The organism is Desulfovibrio inopinatus DSM 10711 (assembly GCF_000429305.1).
Lineage (GTDB): Bacteria > Desulfobacterota > Desulfovibrionia > Desulfovibrionales > Desulfovibrionaceae > Alteridesulfovibrio > Alteridesulfovibrio inopinatus.
Window position 1 is genome coordinate 68,677 of record NZ_AUBP01000005.1, and the last position, 17,442, is coordinate 86,118.

Annotated in this window: 13 protein-coding genes; 3 read left to right on the plus strand and 10 right to left on the minus strand. The window is 49.8% G+C overall.

Features of this window, described 5'->3' with window-relative positions; all coding sequences use genetic code 11:
- Positions 1-5 precede the first annotated feature (5 nt).
- The 7 genes from G451_RS0104875 to G451_RS0104905 all read right to left on the minus strand — a co-directional run bounded on the left by G451_RS0104875 (position 6) and on the right by G451_RS0104905 (position 7,864).
- Entirely contained in the window at positions 6-1,514 is a 1,509-nt protein-coding gene (locus G451_RS0104875) for a SagB family peptide dehydrogenase (protein ID WP_027183374.1), read from the minus strand.
- A gap of 212 nt (positions 1,515-1,726) precedes the next feature.
- A complete protein-coding gene (gene secD / locus G451_RS0104880) occupies positions 1,727-3,331 on the minus strand; it encodes a protein translocase subunit SecD (protein WP_027183375.1) in 1,605 nt (534 codons plus the stop codon).
- A gap of 164 nt (positions 3,332-3,495) precedes the next feature.
- The gene (gene yajC, locus G451_RS27670) at positions 3,496-3,921 is read right to left on the minus strand and encodes a preprotein translocase subunit YajC (protein ID WP_051261159.1); all 426 of its coding nucleotides are present in this window, start codon (positions 3,919-3,921) and stop codon (positions 3,496-3,498) included.
- A gap of 43 nt (positions 3,922-3,964) precedes the next feature.
- Positions 3,965-4,723, minus strand: a complete 759-nt coding sequence (locus tag G451_RS0104890) for a GltB/FmdC/FwdC-like GXGXG domain-containing protein (protein WP_027183376.1) — start codon at positions 4,721-4,723, stop codon at positions 3,965-3,967.
- Complete coding sequence (locus tag G451_RS0104895; RefSeq protein WP_027183377.1) at positions 4,724-5,815, minus strand: class II glutamine amidotransferase; 1,092 nt, start codon at positions 5,813-5,815, stop codon at positions 4,724-4,726. It lies immediately after the preceding gene.
- A 62-nt stretch (positions 5,816-5,877) separates the two neighbouring features.
- The gene (locus tag G451_RS0104900) at positions 5,878-6,336 is read right to left on the minus strand and encodes a 4Fe-4S dicluster domain-containing protein (protein ID WP_027183378.1); all 459 of its coding nucleotides are present in this window, start codon (positions 6,334-6,336) and stop codon (positions 5,878-5,880) included.
- Positions 6,337-6,340: 4 nt separating this feature from the next.
- On the minus strand, positions 6,341-7,864 hold the full coding sequence (locus G451_RS0104905) for a glutamate synthase-related protein (RefSeq protein WP_027183379.1): 1,524 nt from the start codon (positions 7,862-7,864) through the stop codon (positions 6,341-6,343).
- Positions 7,865-8,353: 489 nt separating this feature from the next.
- On the opposite strand from G451_RS0104905, the gene G451_RS0104910 reads away from it, so the two are divergent.
- Genes G451_RS0104910 through G451_RS0104920 form a run of 3 tightly spaced genes read left to right on the plus strand, consistent with a single transcriptional unit; the run spans position 8,354 to position 11,434 of the window.
- The gene (locus G451_RS0104910) at positions 8,354-8,803 is read left to right on the plus strand and encodes a FecR family protein (RefSeq protein WP_051261160.1); all 450 of its coding nucleotides are present in this window, start codon (positions 8,354-8,356) and stop codon (positions 8,801-8,803) included.
- Between the two features lie 11 nt (positions 8,804-8,814).
- A complete protein-coding gene (locus tag G451_RS0104915) occupies positions 8,815-9,399 on the plus strand; it encodes an OmpA family protein (protein ID WP_027183381.1) in 585 nt (194 codons plus the stop codon).
- 19 nt (positions 9,400-9,418) lie between these two features.
- Positions 9,419-11,434: a CHASE2 domain-containing protein gene (locus G451_RS0104920; protein WP_027183382.1), complete on the plus strand. Its 2,016-nt coding sequence runs from the start codon at positions 9,419-9,421 to the stop codon at positions 11,432-11,434.
- 137 nt (positions 11,435-11,571) lie between these two features.
- Here G451_RS0104920 and rpoD read toward each other — a convergent pair whose 3' ends face one another.
- The 3 genes from rpoD to G451_RS0104935 are packed head-to-tail and all read right to left on the minus strand — an operon-like array spanning position 11,572 to position 17,426.
- A complete protein-coding gene (gene rpoD, locus G451_RS0104925) occupies positions 11,572-13,341 on the minus strand; it encodes an RNA polymerase sigma factor RpoD (protein ID WP_027183383.1) in 1,770 nt (589 codons plus the stop codon).
- The gene (gene dnaG, locus G451_RS0104930; RefSeq protein ID WP_027183384.1) at positions 13,310-15,061 is read right to left on the minus strand and encodes a DNA primase; all 1,752 of its coding nucleotides are present in this window, start codon (positions 15,059-15,061) and stop codon (positions 13,310-13,312) included. The genes rpoD and dnaG overlap by 32 nt, the downstream gene beginning before the upstream one ends.
- A gap of 19 nt (positions 15,062-15,080) precedes the next feature.
- Positions 15,081-17,426, minus strand: coding sequence for an endonuclease MutS2 (locus tag G451_RS0104935; protein WP_027183385.1), 2,346 nt, complete (start codon positions 17,424-17,426; stop codon positions 15,081-15,083).
- Positions 17,427-17,442: the final 16 nt, after the last annotated feature.

Sequence of the window (17,442 nt, forward strand, 5' to 3'; positions counted from 1 at the left end):
GTACGCTATTTTTTGATCGGACCAACAGCAACAATATACGCAGGTCGTTCCCCCGATTGCGCGTGATAAAACCGCGCCACTTCCTCATCATAAAACGCCCCGATACCACAAGCTCCTAAACCAAGACTGGTAGCGCCAAGATAGAGACGATGGCCGAATTCTGCGCACGCCATCATACAGGCACGATATCCCCGTGGTCCAAGATGCCTATCTATCTCTCCGGAACGAAGAAAGAATCCAACAAGAAGAGCTGCATTGGACAGCCACATTTGCTCCAAGCTCGCTTTGGCGATGTCTGGACCAAAACTGCCATGCGCAGCTTGTCGAGCATGAGTACGATTCGTGTCCAACCAATAAATTCCATTTTGCCACCCCTCAATAGACTGTAACGCCATGGCAATGCCGATGTGTGACGTGACAAACTCCTCATTCGCCATGGAAAGCGGCTGAGCAAAACAGGATGCCAGCAATGAAAATGTCTCACGTCTTACGGTCTCCGTAATAAAATTGCGTTTGGATCGGCGCAACATGACAGTCTCAAAAAGCGGTTTCTCGTCAACTTGACGCTCATCTAAAATATCCAGGGCTCGCCAATTCGTATCGGATGAAGCGTCTCCTGATACCTTCGGTTCTGCCAATTCTTTCCGGACAGCTCCCGTTGCCGACGTAAGCGCATGGATTGCCCAAACCGCCTCTGGGGTATCGTCCTGTGGTGCGGCTTTACTTAACCCGCTCAGCGACGATTCAACGGTAACCGATGATTCTTCACGCTCCTGGTGTGCTGTCTTTGCATTGAGATGCATAATAGCAAGACAGGCTTCACGCGTTCTATCGACTCCAAGGAACCGATGAACTGCATCATCATCAAAAACCCAATCCTGGGTACATCCAACATGAAGACCATCGGCAGCAGCCCCCATTGCCTCGATCACATGTCCGCTATCCAGGTTGAGGTAGCGATAACTACGTTTATCGTACTTCCACGCACTGCGAAAAAAAATAGTTGAAACGAAAACAAGTGCGGCAGCATTCTCCGCCCTCCCTTCGATTCCCATGGCTTGCGCTGTAAACACCCCACTTCGAAGTTTGCTGAGCGTATGCTGTGCAACAAAGTAATGATATAATCCAGGCTCGATTCCAGCCACGTTGCGGACTGCAATATAGAGTTCACAAGGATACAGAGCACCGGCAGAAGGTGCCACTCGTAAATGAATTTCACCACCTTGTGCAGGACGGACCTCTGATATCCCTCCGGATGAAGCAAGAAGTACTGCCAACGTCTCTTCATCAAGAGCCCTGTTGAACGGCTGTTTTCGCTGCGCCTGGTGCAAACAGTCAAAATATCCGGTATGTGGCAATTGTTTCGGCCAAGACAGCGGACGTTGTGGCACGTGGCGATAAATCTTGTAGACGGATGGTTGATTAGTCCAATCAAGCATACGCCCCGTCATGGTATGCCGCGCGTACGCTACGGCATCATGATATTCAGTACTGGAAGTCATAGTCACCGGCATAGTATCCTCCCGATAGATTCGAAGTGCCGTTGAAAAACATGAGCTTCAATGGTGCTCACATGATTTGTCGCCCCCAGGAAGTACGAGGAAGCATCATGCCAGACATGATGGCATCCCTGTTCTAGCATAAAAAAAGACGAACGCGACCGGTCTTTCCGATCGCGTTCGTCAAAACAGAGACATACCCGAACTCACCGGGCATGGAAAACGCCTTATACACTCAATGCAGAGCTTTTATGCTGCTTCATGCCGAGCCAAATATCGAACAAGACACGAGAAACAAAAATTGCCGTAAACATGGAGGCAATCGTGCCTAAAATAAGTGTCACGGCAAAACCACGAATAGGACCAGTTCCATATTCATACAAGACAAGCGCAGCAATGACCGTTGTGATGTTCGCATCAAGAATTGTCAACGTAGCGCGGCTATAGCCTTCCTGCACCGCAGCACGGGTGGTCAACCCGCGCCGCACCTCTTCACGAATACGTTCGAAGATGAGGACGTTGGCATCGACCGCCATACCAATGGTCAAAATGATACCAGCGATGCCGGGTAATGTCAGCGTTGCGCCGAATGCAGCCAGGCCGGCAGTAATAAGAATGATATTCAAAATGAGGGCAACGTCAGCCACAATTCCCGCAAACCGATAGTAAATAACCATGAAAATAACAACGAAGCTAAATCCGACGAGTGCCGAATAGACACCCTTTTCAATGGATTCTTGTCCAAGGGAAGGACCGACACTGCGCTGTTCAAGCACATTGACGGGTGCAGGCAACGCACCGGCGCGAAGCACAATCGCCAAGTCACGGGCTTCTTCCGTTGTGAAGTGCCCGGTAATACTGGCTCTACCGCCTGCGATTTTTTCTTGAATGACCGGAGCGGAATAGACTTTTCCGTCAAGTACAATAGCCATCCGTTTCTTAACATTGTCTCCGGTAACACGCTCAAAAAGCCGCGCTCCACGGGGACTAAACGTCAAAGAAACATAGGCTTGGTTCGACTGATCGAAACCGACATTCGCATCGGAAATATATTCACCGGTCATGACCGTATCCTTATCCAGGACAATCGGTCGATCCGTCGTGGTACCATCCAAATTTCGTGTAACAATGGCCGACAATTCGGTGCCGGGAGGAAGCAAACCTTTCTGCGCTTTGGCGAGATCGACCTTATCGTTGACAATCTTGAATTCAAGGTGGGCGGTTTTGCCTATAATCTCAATTGCACGCTGCGGGTCTTGCAGGCCAGGCAATTGAACCTGAATACGATTGCCTTCCTGACGGCGAATATCCGGCTCCGCAACTCCGAACTGGTCGATACGGTTCCGGATCGTCTTGATGGCCTGGTCCACAGCCAAATCAGCGACATATCGCCGATAGGTCGGGAGAAATTCAATTACATAACGCATCCGGTTATCCGCTTCGGGTGTTGCTGAAACAACCTGAAGAATTTTACCGAAACGTTCTGTAATGGCCGTATCAAGCGCGCCTTTTTTGGAAGCATCGGTCAATAAAAAAGAGAGCGTGTCATCTTTCTGCGGGGTAAACCGGACCAAAGCAATGCCATCTTCTTTCGCTTGGTCTTTAATATCCTGCCCCATTTGAGACAAAGAATTTTCCACAGCTTTGTCCACATCGACGCCGAGCGTCAAATGGATTCCTCCGCGTAAATCCAGTCCGAGATTGATTTCGTCCTCAGGTAAAACGGCCCCAAGCGACGAGTCACGAACCGCTTGAAACGACGGCAAGGTATACACAATTCCCAATACGGCGATCACAACAACAAGGGCGATGCGCCAACGCAAGCTCGACATTTTAGCTCCTTCGCGGTGCATGAGGTGTCACGAACTGGAACACCGACATCAACGGCAAAACCAAGCGCTCTTCCGATCAAACGATTGGAGAGCGCTTGGTTGATCACATGAGAAACACGCACTCCCATCAATGCGAGTGTGCGTGAAATGCCCGGCATGAGACCTTAGGAAGCGTCGTCTTCGGCAGCCTTGTCAGCAGATTCTTTGGCCGGTTCAGCAGGCGCTTCCACAGCTTTGGCTTTGGACTTCTTTCCACGCTGCTCTTTCGGCATGGAAGGTTTTTCGGCCAAACCGGAAACAAAATTGCGGTTGACATTTATCAGGTTGCCGTTTCCTACGTCAACCGACAAAACTTCATCGCTTACTTCCATAATGCGGCCATAGATTCCGCTGACGATAATAAAGTCGCCTTTCTTCAGGCTCGACAGCGTTTGCTTATGTTCTTTGGCTTTTTTCTGCTGCGGACGAATAAGCAAAAAATAGAAAATGACAAACATGAGAATAAGCGGCAACATTGACATAATCGGATTGCCTTGCTCGGCGCCACCCGGCGCCCCTCCCATGGCGTAAGCAACACTTTCAAAAAACATGAATCCTCCTTAACGGTAATCACATATTTGGTTTGCAAACATCCTAAGTCGGAACATACAAATTGCCGTAGGGTCGATGCGAAAATGGCTTGATTCTGCAAAATCCCTCGGCTCGAATTTCTTTGGCATCAACGTCAAATTCTTTGGCGAAATCATCAAGATGTTTCGCCAAAAAGGCAAGGTCATTTTCATCCGCAGACTCGGCGATAAGCCCTGGTCCGAGTTGATACGGATCGATTGTGCCTCGAACATAGATGACTCCGCCATGCATTCCCGTCCCAAGGCTCCGCCCGGCAAGGGGTGCGTTGGGATTGCCGGAATACATACCGAGTACAATAATGGCCCCTCCGGCCATGTACTCGCCAAGAAAATCACCGGCTTTGCCTCCTACCACGATGATCGGACATTTTTCTTTATAGGCTTTCATGTGGATACCAACACGGTACCCGACATCGCCTCGTACAAAAATTCGTCCGCCCCGCATGGCATATCCGAGGACATCACCAGCCAAACCATTGATGACGATGGTTCCGGCATCCATGGTATTTCCCACGCCGTCTTGAGCATTGCCTTCAACCCGAATAAACGGTCCAGCAAGAAAGGCACCCATATCTTGTCCAGGAACTCCACACAATCGGAATGACACGGCATCACCGGTTGCAGCCGCGGCAATATAGCGCTGACCGCAAACATTATCTATCTCGAAATGCGTCGTTCCCCGGGCCAAAGCCTCACGAACCTGTTCATTGAGTTGGCGATAGCCTATCCCATTGGCATTGATGCACAGAGTATCCATGGTCATCTACCCCTCCACTTCCACAATGACGGGTTCACCGGCTTTCGGATTGAACACACGATCCAGATCGGGTTGAACATCGCGAATGGAACTTTCTTCACTCGACATAAATACCCGATCTCCCTGCTCTCCGATAACGAGCGGTCGCAGTTTGATCCGATCATTCAGTCCCATCAGCGATGTCGAATCCGCCACCAAAATGGCGAAGGGGCCGTTGAGCATGGCCGATCCGTAAACAGAACGCAAGGCCGTAAATGCGTTTTTTTGTGGTTCGGGCATACGGTCTATCTCATCCCAAAACGGCGGCGCAAAGACCCAGGCTGCTTCACGTCGCGTCAGCCCATGTTTTCGGACCAAAAGATCAAGAAGATACGCCACGACTTCCGTATCGGTCATCAGTGTACATTCATAATCGTGCTCGCACAGATACCGTTTATTGATACCGTAGGACGAGATTTCACCATTATGAACAATAGACCAATCCAGGATGGTGAACGGATGAGCCCCGCCCCACCACCCCGGTGAATTGGTGGGAAAACGATTGTGTCCGGTCCAAAGATATGCACTATACTCATCCAGCCGGAAAAACTCGGCAATGTCTTCGGGAAATCCCACGCCTTTGAAGGCTCCCATATTTTTCCCCGAGGACAATACAAATGCTCCTGTGCGCGTATTGATGTGCATGACTACAGCAACAATATAATCTTCTTCGCTCAGCTCCACCCATTCCGGCCGTCTCTCCGGCATACTTAAAAAAAAACGCCAGACCAACGGGGGGGTGGCGATCGCCAAAGTTTTCCGTGTCGGGATAGGCTGCGATTCATGAATTCTAAAGAAATGCTTTAAGATTTCTTCAGCTTGATCGAGTCCATGTTGATCATCGGCCATAAGATGAAACGCATACATTCCAGCAAGTTCAGGATAAATTCCATAGGCTGCAAACCCACCCCCAAGCCCATTACCACGATCATGCATGGTACACATGGCTTGTATGGGCATAGAGCCCGGAATACGATTCTTTTTCTTATCGATGACACCAAAGACACCACAACCGGCGATGTCTTTTTGAAAGTCGTAATCACGAAGGGGAGCTTTCATGAGCGATCTTCTCCTCGCAGGCGTTGCAGGCCGAGATTCGGCGAAAGCATTACCATGCAATATCAGTCTTTCTTTTTGGAACGATCCTCAAAGACAAGCGCCATGTTTGGGCATGCTTCAACGCATGCAGGAGTTTCTCGACCAGCACAGAGGTCACATTTGACAATACATTTCCGTGTGGGATGACGTTGGATAGCTCCGAAAGGACACGCCATGAGACACGACCAGCACCCGACACATTTACTTGCATCATATTCGGTGCGTCCGGAGACGGGGTCTTTGGTCAAGGCACCGGAAATACATGTTGCGACACATGCCGGTTCCTCGCAATGACGACAACTCAAAGCCACGCATACCGGGCCTTTGTGTACAACGTGCCGGCACGACTCAATCAACCCCTGTCGTCGCTCCTCACGCCAGGCGATAACGATATCGCCACTTTGAGAATGTGCTGTGACACAAGCGATTTCACACAGATGACACCCTATACAAACCTCTTTTATGGGATGGACTTTTTTCATACGTCTACCTTCCCGCCGGTTTGACACCGAGCGTATCAAGATCAACCTGGTTCAACCCCACGGCGCGCAGTTTTTCGCGATTCCCCCGCAGGCTTTCAATAGCATTAAGTCCCATGCCGCCGAGCATTTCTTCAATTTCATGTCCCCAGGCCCGTACCAGGTTGATCAATTTCTTTGTCGCCACATCCGGGTTCTGGCGCTTAGCCAATGAAGCCTCGTTCGTGGCAATACCCCACGGGCACTTTCCGGTATAACAACGCCCACAGAGCGTACATCCTACAGCCAAAAGCGCTGCCGTTCCGATATAGACAGCATCTGCACCAAGTGCGATGGCCTTGATGACATCGGCACTCGAACGAATGCCTCCCGCAGCGACAACGGAAGCATCGTTGCGAATCCCTTCGTCACGCAGACGTTGATCCACGACAGCCAATGCCAGTTCAATGGGAATACCGACATTGTCTCGCGTCATAGCCGGCGCGGCCCCGGTACCACCACGCATTCCGTCAATCGCTACAATATCGGCCCCAGCACGAACAATTCCCGACGCAATCGCTGCAACGTTATGAACCGCAGCAATTTTAACACTGACCGGCACACGATATTGCGAGGCTTCTTTGAGCGCGTAAATAAGCTGATGGAGATCTTCAATGGAATAGATATCATGATGTGGTGCGGGAGAAATGGCGTCTGATCCAAGAGGAATCATGCGCGTCTGCGAAATCAAATCATTGATTTTTTCGCCGGGAAGATGCCCACCAATGCCTGGCTTGGCTCCTTGTCCAACTTTAATTTCTATAGCACACCCGGCATTGAGATATTCGCGATCGACACCAAAACGCCCTGAAGCCACCTGTACAATGGTATTCGGTCCGTATTCGTAGAGTGATCGATGCAACCCCCCTTCACCCGTATTGTAAACCGTCCCAAGTTCCGTTGCCGCTCGCGCCATAGCTTTATGCAAATTGTAATTAATGGAGCCAAGCGACATGGCTGAAAACATGATCGGCACTTCAAGTTGAATTTGCGGCTTCAATCTGGTTGTCAGTTTGGGGCCATTATCTGTACGCTCAAACGAAAGTCGCGTGGGTTTACTTCCAAGAAATGTGCGGAGCTCCATTGGTTCCCGCAACGGATCAATTGACGGGTTCGTCACCTGACTCGCATCGAGAAGAAGACTGTCGAAATAAATGGGAATATCGACAGGACTCCCCATACCGGCCAACAGCACGCCTCCGGAGTTTGCCTGTTTGTAAACATTTTTAATGAAAACGGATCGCCATAAGGCGTTGGGTCGAAACGTGCTTGGATTTTCTCGAATTGTTAAACATTGGGTCGGACACAATGCAGCACAACGATGACAACCAATACATTTGGAATTGTCATGTCGGACGCATTGACGATTTTCGTCCCAATAATGTGCGCCATAGGAACATTGGCGAACACAGACCTGGCAATCAATGCATTCGTTGCGATCTCGTTCAATACGAAAATCGTAAAACGTTTTATCTGAGGAAATAAATGCCAAGGGGAGTCACCTCTCGTTTGAGCATTGAGCTGGAAGCGACGGACTTCAGAAAGGCGACACCGGCCTGAAACGGGCCCAGCAGAAGGGAGTGGACAGAAACGAAATATAGGCCCTCTGGCCGACCGGCTCGACCCAAAGAGTCCCGGCCGTATGCAGACAGTGCGAGATAATAAAAAATACCTACGCCCTATCCCCATGTCAACGTCTGCCCGTTGGAAAGACCGAATTTTCAGCTTTTTTTCTGAAAAATGTAAAAAATAACCCAATACATCTCTTAATATCTTTAGCTCTACAACAACGCACCACGGTAAATGACCCATTGTACTTGTAGTGCCTGGTATTCAAGATGGTTAGGAACGCATTGAAATACGTACATATCGTATTGACAATCTCTAGCTGTTCAGGTGACAAATCATACAATATACTCTCTATTGAGGAAAAGAGGTGTTTTCCAACAAGTTTTGCAAGATTGTGAAGAGGAGCAGAAGTATGGAAGGGAAAATAATGAGAATTTTCATAACGAGCATCGTGCTTTTGGCTGCTTTGGCCACTTCGGCCTTAGCTCAAGATCATGTAGCCACGATGAAGGATGTGGCGGGCGATGTTGATGTGGAACGCAAAGGCACAACATTTGTTCCGGTTGTCGGGGACAAACTCCAAAAGGGTGACATCATCCGAACAAAAAGCGATGGTTCGGTTGGATTTACCTTTATTGATGGAACACGAATCGGCATGGGAGAATCGTCTGAAATGACGGTCGCACAGTATACATTCAACCCTCTGGAAAAACAGTACGCTTTTGATGTTTTCCTGAAAAAAGGTTCCGCCGTATACAGTTCGGGAAAACTCGGCAAACTGGATCCGAAATCCGTTTCATTCCGTACACCCAAAGCGACGGTCGGTGTTCGAGGAACAAAATTTGTGGTCAAAGTTCAGTAGGGAGAATGGATATGCGGATCATTATGACACTGGTCATGGTATTGTTTCTGAGTGCGTGTGCGAAAACAACGGTCGTCTTGTTACCAGACGAGAACGGGACCGTAGGTGAAATTGAAGTTACGGGCGCCCAAGCCTCGGAACATATCTCCACCGCAAACGGCTATACTGAAGTTGGAAGTTCAGAGCGTCCGGATGCAGTAAAAACGATGTCGACCGCCAAAATAGAAAAGGTTTTCGGCGAAGCTCTCCAAGCAGAACCACAGCCTCCCATCAGTCGTTTACTCTATTTTTATTCAGACCAAACAACGCTCAAGCCGGAATCTCTGAAGGAAATTCCGGGGATAGCCAAAGAAATCCTTGCCAAACCGGCTCCTGAAGTGAGCATCATCGGTCATTCGGACGCGATGGGGGAAAAAGATTACAACTTGCAGCTCTCACTTCGTCGCGCCGAAACCGTGAAAGCATTGCTTATGAAAGATGGAGTCCCCGAAAAAAGCATGTACATCTTCAGTCATGGTGAAAACGACCCACTCATTCCAACAGCCGACGGTGTGTCCGAGCCGAAGAACAGGCGTGTGGAAGTTTTTATCCGTTAAGTAATTCAGAAGTCACGCTGTGCTTGATTCCATCTGGCAGAAAAAACGGTCATTCGGACTTCTTTCCAATCTGGCCGTGATAGTAACGGGGGCCGTTGTGTCTGCGCTTCTCGCATTTTTAGCATGGCGCAACCTCCCTCCGGTCATCACGATGGATAATGCCGTCCACGATGCTTTTATTCGTCTTGGCGGTGCACAACATCCTTCAATGGACCAGGCCATTATGGCTGATATAGACGAAGAGAGTATCGTTTCTATCGGTCAATGGCCCTGGCCCAGATATAGAATAGCGGCTGTAATGAATACTCTCGCCGAAGCCAAATCGACCGCCATAGGCCTCGATATTATCTTCCCGGAGCCAGATCAGACCTCTTTGCTCACTATCCAAAAGGCATTTCAAAAAGAGTTTGACCTCAACCTGCAATTCCAGGGCGTCCCACCGGGGCTTGACGACAACGATGCATATTTAAGTTACGTTTTTAACAGAACAGGAGCTGTTGGCGCGATCTTCATGTATTTCGACCTCTACAACGCGGTTGTGGAATGCACGCCAACGCCATTGCACGTAACCGGTGAAACGGACCTCATATCGCCTCCTGAGGCATCTGGTGTGCTCTGCAATACTCCAAAGATTCAAGCCGGTCTCACCCGGTATGGCTTCATTAATACGCGCCTGGATAGTGATGGGATGTTGCGCAAAATGCAGCTCCTTATTGCATACAACGGCGCATGGTATCCAAACCTCACGCTTGCCACATTAATGCAAGCGCTTGGTCAAAATTCGATATCCATCGATAGTGACATGTTCGGTCCTCTCCTCGTCATCGGCGAGACACGTATTCCTGTTGATGCAACCGGTATGGCGGTCATCGCGTTTCCGAATCGAGAACACTGTCCCCAAAGACTCTCTGTCGTGCGTATCCTGACCGGAGAAATCCCCCCGGAGACACTGCAAGGAAAAATCGTCTTTCTAGGCTGTTCGGCAGCGGGTCTCAACGACTTGCATCATACCCCGGTGAGCCCAGAGCTTCCAGGTGCCTTAACGCATGCAATTCTTACGGAAAATGCTTTATCCGGAAAAACCTATCGGACACCGGTATGGAAGACGACGTATACCGGGTTAACGACGCTTGTGACAGGACTGTTAGTGACATTCCTTTTTGTTTCTGTAGGTCCGGGATGGGCTGCAACAGGAGCCCTTCTTCTCTGCCTCCTCTTTCCTGTGCTGAGTGTATTTTTCTTTTTTGCTCAAGGCGTGTTGCTCCCCATGTCTGGCCAGTTTGGAACAACGTTTGTGTTGCTTTTAATCCTATCTCTCCTTCTGTATGCGCGAGAGCGTCGCTTGGCCTATATTCGTCTCAAACAATTCTCCCGGGCCAGACAAACAACGTTGGAAGCAATGGCCGCGGTTGCCGAAACACGTGACCCTGAAACAGGTGGGCACATCAAACGTACCCAGCATTATGTTAAGGCCTTGGCTACAGAATTAGCGAAACGCGGCAATCGACCGGAACTGACCAATGAATTTATTGATCTCCTTTTTCATTCCGCACCATTACATGATGTCGGAAAAGTCGGCGTACCGGACCATATCCTTTTAAAACCCGGCAAACTCACCTTTGAAGAATTTGAAGAGATGAAAAAACACACGGTGTTCGGCAAAGAAATCGTAGAGAATGCGAGCCGTGGGCAAGATGAAAAAGAATTTTTCGATCTCTCAGGGGAAATCGCCTATACCCATCATGAAAAATGGGACGGTTCTGGCTACCCTCTCGGACTTGCAGAAGAAAATATCCCACTTTCCGGACGACTCATGGCCCTGGCAGACGTCTATGACGCACTCATCAGCAAACGCCACTACAAGCCGCCTTTTTCCCATGAGAAATCCAAAGCCATCATTCTCGAAGGGGATGGCAAACATTTCGATCCCGAAGTCGTCGAAACTTTTCTCACCATTGAACAGGAGTTTATACGTATTGCCGCAACGTTCAAAGATGAGGAATCGAAAGAAGACACGCCACAGACAACAGTATAAATTTCAGTAAGAATATTCTGAAATATATAAATGATGCGTCTATTTCCGGAATACACGCATTCAATGGAAAAACGCGGTCCTCAGATATTCATCCGGGGACCGCGTTTTCATGAAAAAACTCGTTGTAGCGCTAAATTCTAGCTTTCGTAGTACGAACGCAGATGCTGGCTACGAACGGGATGACGTAACTTCCGCAGTGCTTTGGCTTCAATCTGACGAATACGTTCACGCGTGACGTTGAAGAGCTTTCCGACTTCTTCCAACGTATGGTCGGACTTTTCGCCAATACCGAAACGTTTGCGCAGGACTTGCTCTTCACGAGGCGTAAGATCGGACAAGACGCGACCAATTTGCTCGCCAAGTTTGGTGTTGACCACTTCTTCAGCCGGGGCCAGCGCCTTTTTATCTTCAATAAAATCACCCAAGCTCGAATCTTCTTCGTCACCGATTGGTGTTTCCAAAGAAATGGGCTCTTTCGCAATCTTGAGGACTTTTTTCACTTTCTCAAGCGGATAGTCCATGCGCTCTGCAATTTCTTCAGGCGTCGGGTCGCGCCCAAGTTCCTGTACAAGATAGCGTGACGTACGAATAAGTTTGTTAATCGTCTCAATCATGTGCACCGGAATACGAATGGTGCGAGCTTGATCGGCAATGGCACGAGTAATAGCCTGGCGAATCCACCATGTAGCATATGTCGAGAACTTATACCCGCGCTGGTATTCAAATTTGTCCACTGCCTTCATCAGGCCGATGTTGCCTTCCTGGATGAGATCGAGAAATTGCAAGCCGCGGTTTGTGTATTTTTTGGCGATGCTGACAACAAGTCGCAAGTTGGCGCGAATGAGCTCCTGCTTGGCGCGCTGAGCCGCGGAATTCCCTCGCTTAATGCGCCACAGGACTTCTTCCAAGTCCGAAACCTGATGGCAGCATTTGTCTTGCAAACGAGCCAGGATTTCCATTTTCGCAGAGAGCATTTCCTTGAATGAAAACAACTCTTCCACGGTCATGCCCAATTCTTCGGCGGCTACAACAGGATTGATTTCACGTTCGTCAAGCTGCTGAAATATCTCTTGAATTTCAATCTGCGTTTTTCCCACCGACAAAATGTAGGCCGACAGGTCGCGCTGACAGTTATTCATCTGCCGCACATAGTCTTCAACGGTTTCAATAACACGGTCGATGAGTGTTTTTTCAAGTTTGATGTCGCGGAGCCGCGAAACCACTTCATCCTTGAAACCGATGATTTCCTTTTGTACACCAAAGACTCGCTTGGCCGTCAGGGCACAATAATCAAGCTTTGAATAAATCTTTCGGCGCTTCTTAAAGATCCCCTTGAGTTCTTCCAAAAGGAAAATAACACGCTGACGTTGGTTCATCTCGTCTTCAGATGGGTCATCTTCTTCAATGGTCTTGACCACATCTTTGAGTTTGATGCGTCCCTGCTTCAAATCTTCACCCACGTTGACCAGTTCCTCAATCGCGACAGGAACTTCAACCAGAGCGTAAAGGACGTCCATTTCCCCGTTTTCAATCTTCTTGGCAATGACGACTTCGCCTTCACGGTCAAGCAGGGGGACTGCGCCCATTTCCCGAAGGTACATGCGCACGGGGTCTGTACTGCGCGAGGAGTAATCCAGCGTATCTTCGCTTTCGGTCAATTCGAGCCCTGACGAATCGGTAGATTCTTCTGACTCGGAGGACATCACTTCGATCTTTCGCCCTTCCTTGTCGGAATCGACAATGGAAATATCAAGCTGATCAAAAATGGAAATTACTTCTTCAATCTGCTCAGGGTTATTGACTTCAGACGGAAGTGCTTTGTTGACTTCGTCGAAGGTCAAAAACCCCTTTTGTTTGCCCTTGGCAATAAGGGTTTTAATCTGCTGGATTTCTTTGAGGTTGCTCATTGTCCCCCCCTAAAAGGTCCATGTACTGGGCAAAAAGCTCTTTTTCCGAACGTGCGTCACCCGAAGCCCTTGCGTGTCGCATGGCCTCGAGCACGTCGCGTATCATCTGCTTACGACTCATTTTCGCAATAAATCGGACAATCTCCGCATACCGGGTCTGCATGTCTTTTTCGGACATCGGCCCCTTGAGTTCACATTGCGCCCAAAACGCCCGTTCAGCTTCATCAAGCCGAGAAAACAATTCCGCAATCTGGTTGCACTTGGCCGCAACGACAAGCTTGTCCCACAGATGTCGCATAAAATCCGAAGACAAGACGAGAAGCGTCCCTTTTTCAGCCAGGTCACCTATAGTTTCAGGGTGGCGTATGGCAAATTCGACAATTTCCGTTTCATCCCGCCGAACCGATGCTGTCTTGGCGGCTCGGGTGTTGACGGTTTGGGTCGCCGCGGTCGGCGGTTTGACCGCTGCTCGGCCAAGTACCGTGGTCCGTAGTTCAGCCTCAGCCATACCAAGCCCGAGGGCTACTTTAGGAATATATGCGGCGGCCAACCCTGTATCGGCCAATCCCGCAAAAAAATTACGGACCCACGCCACCATTTCTTTGGGAGCGAGGTCACGTTTCACCATCTCAAGACAATACTCCAACCCATCAAGCGCCGCTTCGAGACGTTCATCCAAAGCCACTTTCCCATGGGATTGAAGTAGACTGTCCACATCTTCACCTTCGGGCATCAGTGCGACACGACAGGTTAATCCGGCCGCTAAAAACATCTCTGCACTTTTTCTGGCTGCAGTTCGTCCAGGAGCATCGCCGTCAAACAGCAACGTCACTGTTGTACACAATCCGGCCAAGCGCTTGGTTTGGTTTGGCGTCAATGCTGTTCCGAGTACTCCACATGCATTGGTAAACCCAAACTGATGCAGGGTCACAACGTCCATGTACCCTTCTGTTACAAGCGCCGATCGCGTGCGTGATAATGTGGGTCGTGCCTGAAAAAGACCGTAAAGATGATTGCCCTTCTTATATATCGGTGAATCTGCGCTATTGAGATACTTTGGTTCTCCATCTCTAAGTATTCTTGCGCCGAATGCAACCACCTGACCCGAAATATCTGCTATAGGAAACATCACGCGGCCACGAAATCGATCCCAGACCTTCCCATCACGTTCGACAAGAAGACCGGCTTCAACCATTTCAGCCGGAGTAAAACCATGACGCTCAAGGTGCTGCTCCAAGGCACGCCATGCGTCCGGCGCATAGCCGAGCCCGAAGACTTTGGCGGTTTTACCATCCATACCGCGAGCCTTGAGATACTCAACCGCACCGCTCCCTCCCGGGCGCACAAGTTCCTCACGATAAAAAGCAGCCGCAAGTTCATGCATCGCCAAGCAGGTCTTACGCTTTTTGCGTTTTGCTCCAGCTTCGGGATTGGGTGCACGATCCAATTCAACACCCGCTTCGGCTGCAAGCTGTTCCAGTGCTTCGCGAAAACCAAGTCCGTTTATCCGGCTATAGAAATCAATGACATCACCCGATGCCTGGCACCCGAAACAATGATAGAACCCTTTGTCCGAATGCACATTGAACGAGCCTTTGGTCTCATGGTGAAATGGGCACACGCCAACCAGACGGCCCCCCACAGGCCGCAACTCGACATAGCGACGAACGATATCGGCAATATCGATCCGCTCTTTCACCTCGGCGATGGTGTCGGCCATGAATACGTGCCTTGTCGCCTTATTTGAGTTCCACCACGGTCATGCCATCCCCACCGCGATCTTCCGGAGCAAGCTCATACCCGGCTACAGTAGGAAAACGTCGCAAAAATTCATGAACTTCACGTCGAAGTGCACCAGTCCCACGTCCATGCACAACTTCGACTTGGTGTGCACCGCGCAACATGGCTGCGTCAAGATAGCGTTCGAGTTCGCTAATTGCGACATCGGCCCGCTTCCCGCGCAGATCGAGTGTCATACTCAAAAATTCGTTGGAACGAGGCACCACGGTTGCACCGGCCGTTCGATTGGCTTTAGCTGGAGATGCAATACTCGTTTCAACGTCTGCCGCACCAGCCCACAAGCTGACACCGCCCATATCGACTTTGACTTGATTGCGTCTCGCGTCTGTCTCAACAACTTTCCCATTGCGACCGAACGAACGAAGACGCACCGAATCACCAGGAGAGAGCGTCGTGATATCAAGCGGTTGAGGAGCGGCTTCCTGAGGTGTCTCGGCAGCAAACTCCCGTCCGGTTTCTTCCAATTTCTTCCGGGCGTTACCGAGCTCATCCAGCGCCTTCTTTCGACCAATTTTGCCCGCTTCCCATTTACGCAAAATTTCGCGTGCATGTTCGCGCATTTCATCGGTCAATTCGTGGGTCAGGCGTTCAAACCGAGCCGAAAGACGCGTTTTCCGCTCTTCAAACTCTTTTTTCTGGCTACGCAAATCGTCAAGCAACTCTTCGCGCTCCATGGCCAAAGCATTGAGACGATCAAACACGGATGACGAATCACCATCATCAAGAAGTAAATAGCGATTGGCTTTTTGCAAGATCGCATCAGGCAAACCATGTTCTCTGGCGACATCAAGGGCGATGCTGGCGCCGACTTGGTCGTATACAATTTTATACAGCGGTTTTTTTGTTTTCGGATCAAACAACATTCCGGCAGCACGCACGCCGTCTGTCGCCAAGGCATGGGCTTTTAATGCAGGAAAATGGGTAGCCGCCGCAACATATGCCTGCTTTTCCATGAGTGCATCGAGAACGGCCTGTGCAAGAGCAGCGCCTTGCGTGGGGTCAGTTCCGGCACCAAATTCATCAAGCAGTATCAAAGTCTTTTCATCAATATCGGGCCATGCCGTGCTCAGATGGCGAATTTGCGCCGTAAATGTACTGACATGATCTTCAAGACTTTGCTCGTCGCCGAGAAAAACAAAAATTTTATTGAAGACCGGCAAGCTGCTGCCCTCTTCGACAGGAACAGGCAAACCACATTGCGCCATGAATGCAAGAAGTCCCAATGTCTTCAGACATACAGTTTTCCCGCCGGCATTTGCTCCGCTGATGACCAAACCGCGTTGATCTGCCTCAAGCATAATGTTTTGGGGAACAACCTGTTCGCGTTTGCCTCCGAGCAAGAGCACCGGATGCCGGGCCCCGACCAGACGTAAAGGCGCATTCTCGTCAATATCGGGCAGCACCGCATCGAGATCGCTGGCAAAGGCGACTTTTGACTGAAGAACGTCAAGATCAACAAGCAAATCAAACGCACTTTGAATGGCTGTTTCTTCCTCCCGAACAAGTCCGGTCAGATAGATCATGACAGCCAATTCTGCTTCGCGTTCTTCCTGCTTGAGTTCTTGTAAGCGGTTATTCAGTTCAACAAGAAAGAACGGCTCGACATAACATGTTTCCCCGGTCTGGGAATAGTCATGCACAATGCCGGCAACTTTTCCTTTAAAATTGGTGCGCAGAGGCAACACATAGCGGTCCGACGAAATCGTCATGAAATCGTCTTGTAAGAAGGCAGATAAGCCCTCACGCTGGGTGAAGTCTTTGACTTTCGTCGTGCAGGTCTTGTGAATACCCCGAATTTCCTGACGTGCCGTAAACAACTCCGGAGAGGCTTCGTCACGCAATAAGCCATCTTTCCCCAAACAACGCTTGAGCGCCGAGCGAGTTTTTACGGGGTCGTCAGCTTTTCTGATTTTCTCAATAAGAAAGGGGTAGCGATCAAGCGCAGACGCTGTTGAGGTCGCTTCTTCAAGCAACTCGGCTACCGTCTTGGCAGCACCAAGCACATCGGCTATGGCAAACAGCGCATCAAGATCAAGGTGTCCTCTTCCACTTTCGAGAAAGCTGAAGACACCGCGCAAATCAGGGAAATCACCGGGGCGAAATCGGTTTTCACCAAAAAAGACTTCGGCTTCACGAAACAGAGCTCGTGCGTATTCAAGAGCAAACGAGTTCTGAAACGAGGAAATCCCAAGGCACGCCTCGCGGCCCGGCAAAGACTGCGCTTTGCGGGCCAGCGCGTCGAGCACCTTGGGGAACTCCAACAGCCTGCGTGTTCTGGATTCCATAGGCAGCTTCGAAGAA

Bases quoted from the DNA above. Each gene is read 5' to 3' on its own strand.
- G451_RS0104875 (WP_027183374.1), bottom strand. From the start codon at position 1,514: ATGCCGGTGACTATGACTTCCAGTACTGAATATCATGATGCCGTAGCG.
- secD (WP_027183375.1), bottom strand. From the start codon at position 3,331: ATGTCGAGCTTGCGTTGGCGCATCGCCCTTGTTGTTGTGATCGCCGTA.
- yajC (WP_051261159.1), bottom strand. From the start codon at position 3,921: ATGTTTTTTGAAAGTGTTGCTTACGCCATGGGAGGGGCGCCGGGTGGC.
- G451_RS0104890 (WP_027183376.1), bottom strand. From the start codon at position 4,723: ATGACCATGGATACTCTGTGCATCAATGCCAATGGGATAGGCTATCGC.
- G451_RS0104895 (WP_027183377.1), bottom strand. From the start codon at position 5,815: ATGAAAGCTCCCCTTCGTGATTACGACTTTCAAAAAGACATCGCCGGT.
- G451_RS0104900 (WP_027183378.1), bottom strand. From the start codon at position 6,336: ATGAAAAAAGTCCATCCCATAAAAGAGGTTTGTATAGGGTGTCATCTG.
- G451_RS0104910 (WP_051261160.1), top strand. From the start codon at position 8,354: ATGGAAGGGAAAATAATGAGAATTTTCATAACGAGCATCGTGCTTTTG.
- G451_RS0104915 (WP_027183381.1), top strand. From the start codon at position 8,815: ATGCGGATCATTATGACACTGGTCATGGTATTGTTTCTGAGTGCGTGT.
- rpoD (WP_027183383.1), bottom strand. From the start codon at position 13,341: ATGAGCAACCTCAAAGAAATCCAGCAGATTAAAACCCTTATTGCCAAG.
- dnaG (WP_027183384.1), bottom strand. From the start codon at position 15,061: ATGGCCGACACCATCGCCGAGGTGAAAGAGCGGATCGATATTGCCGAT.
- G451_RS0104935 (WP_027183385.1), bottom strand. From the start codon at position 17,426: ATGGAATCCAGAACACGCAGGCTGTTGGAGTTCCCCAAGGTGCTCGAC.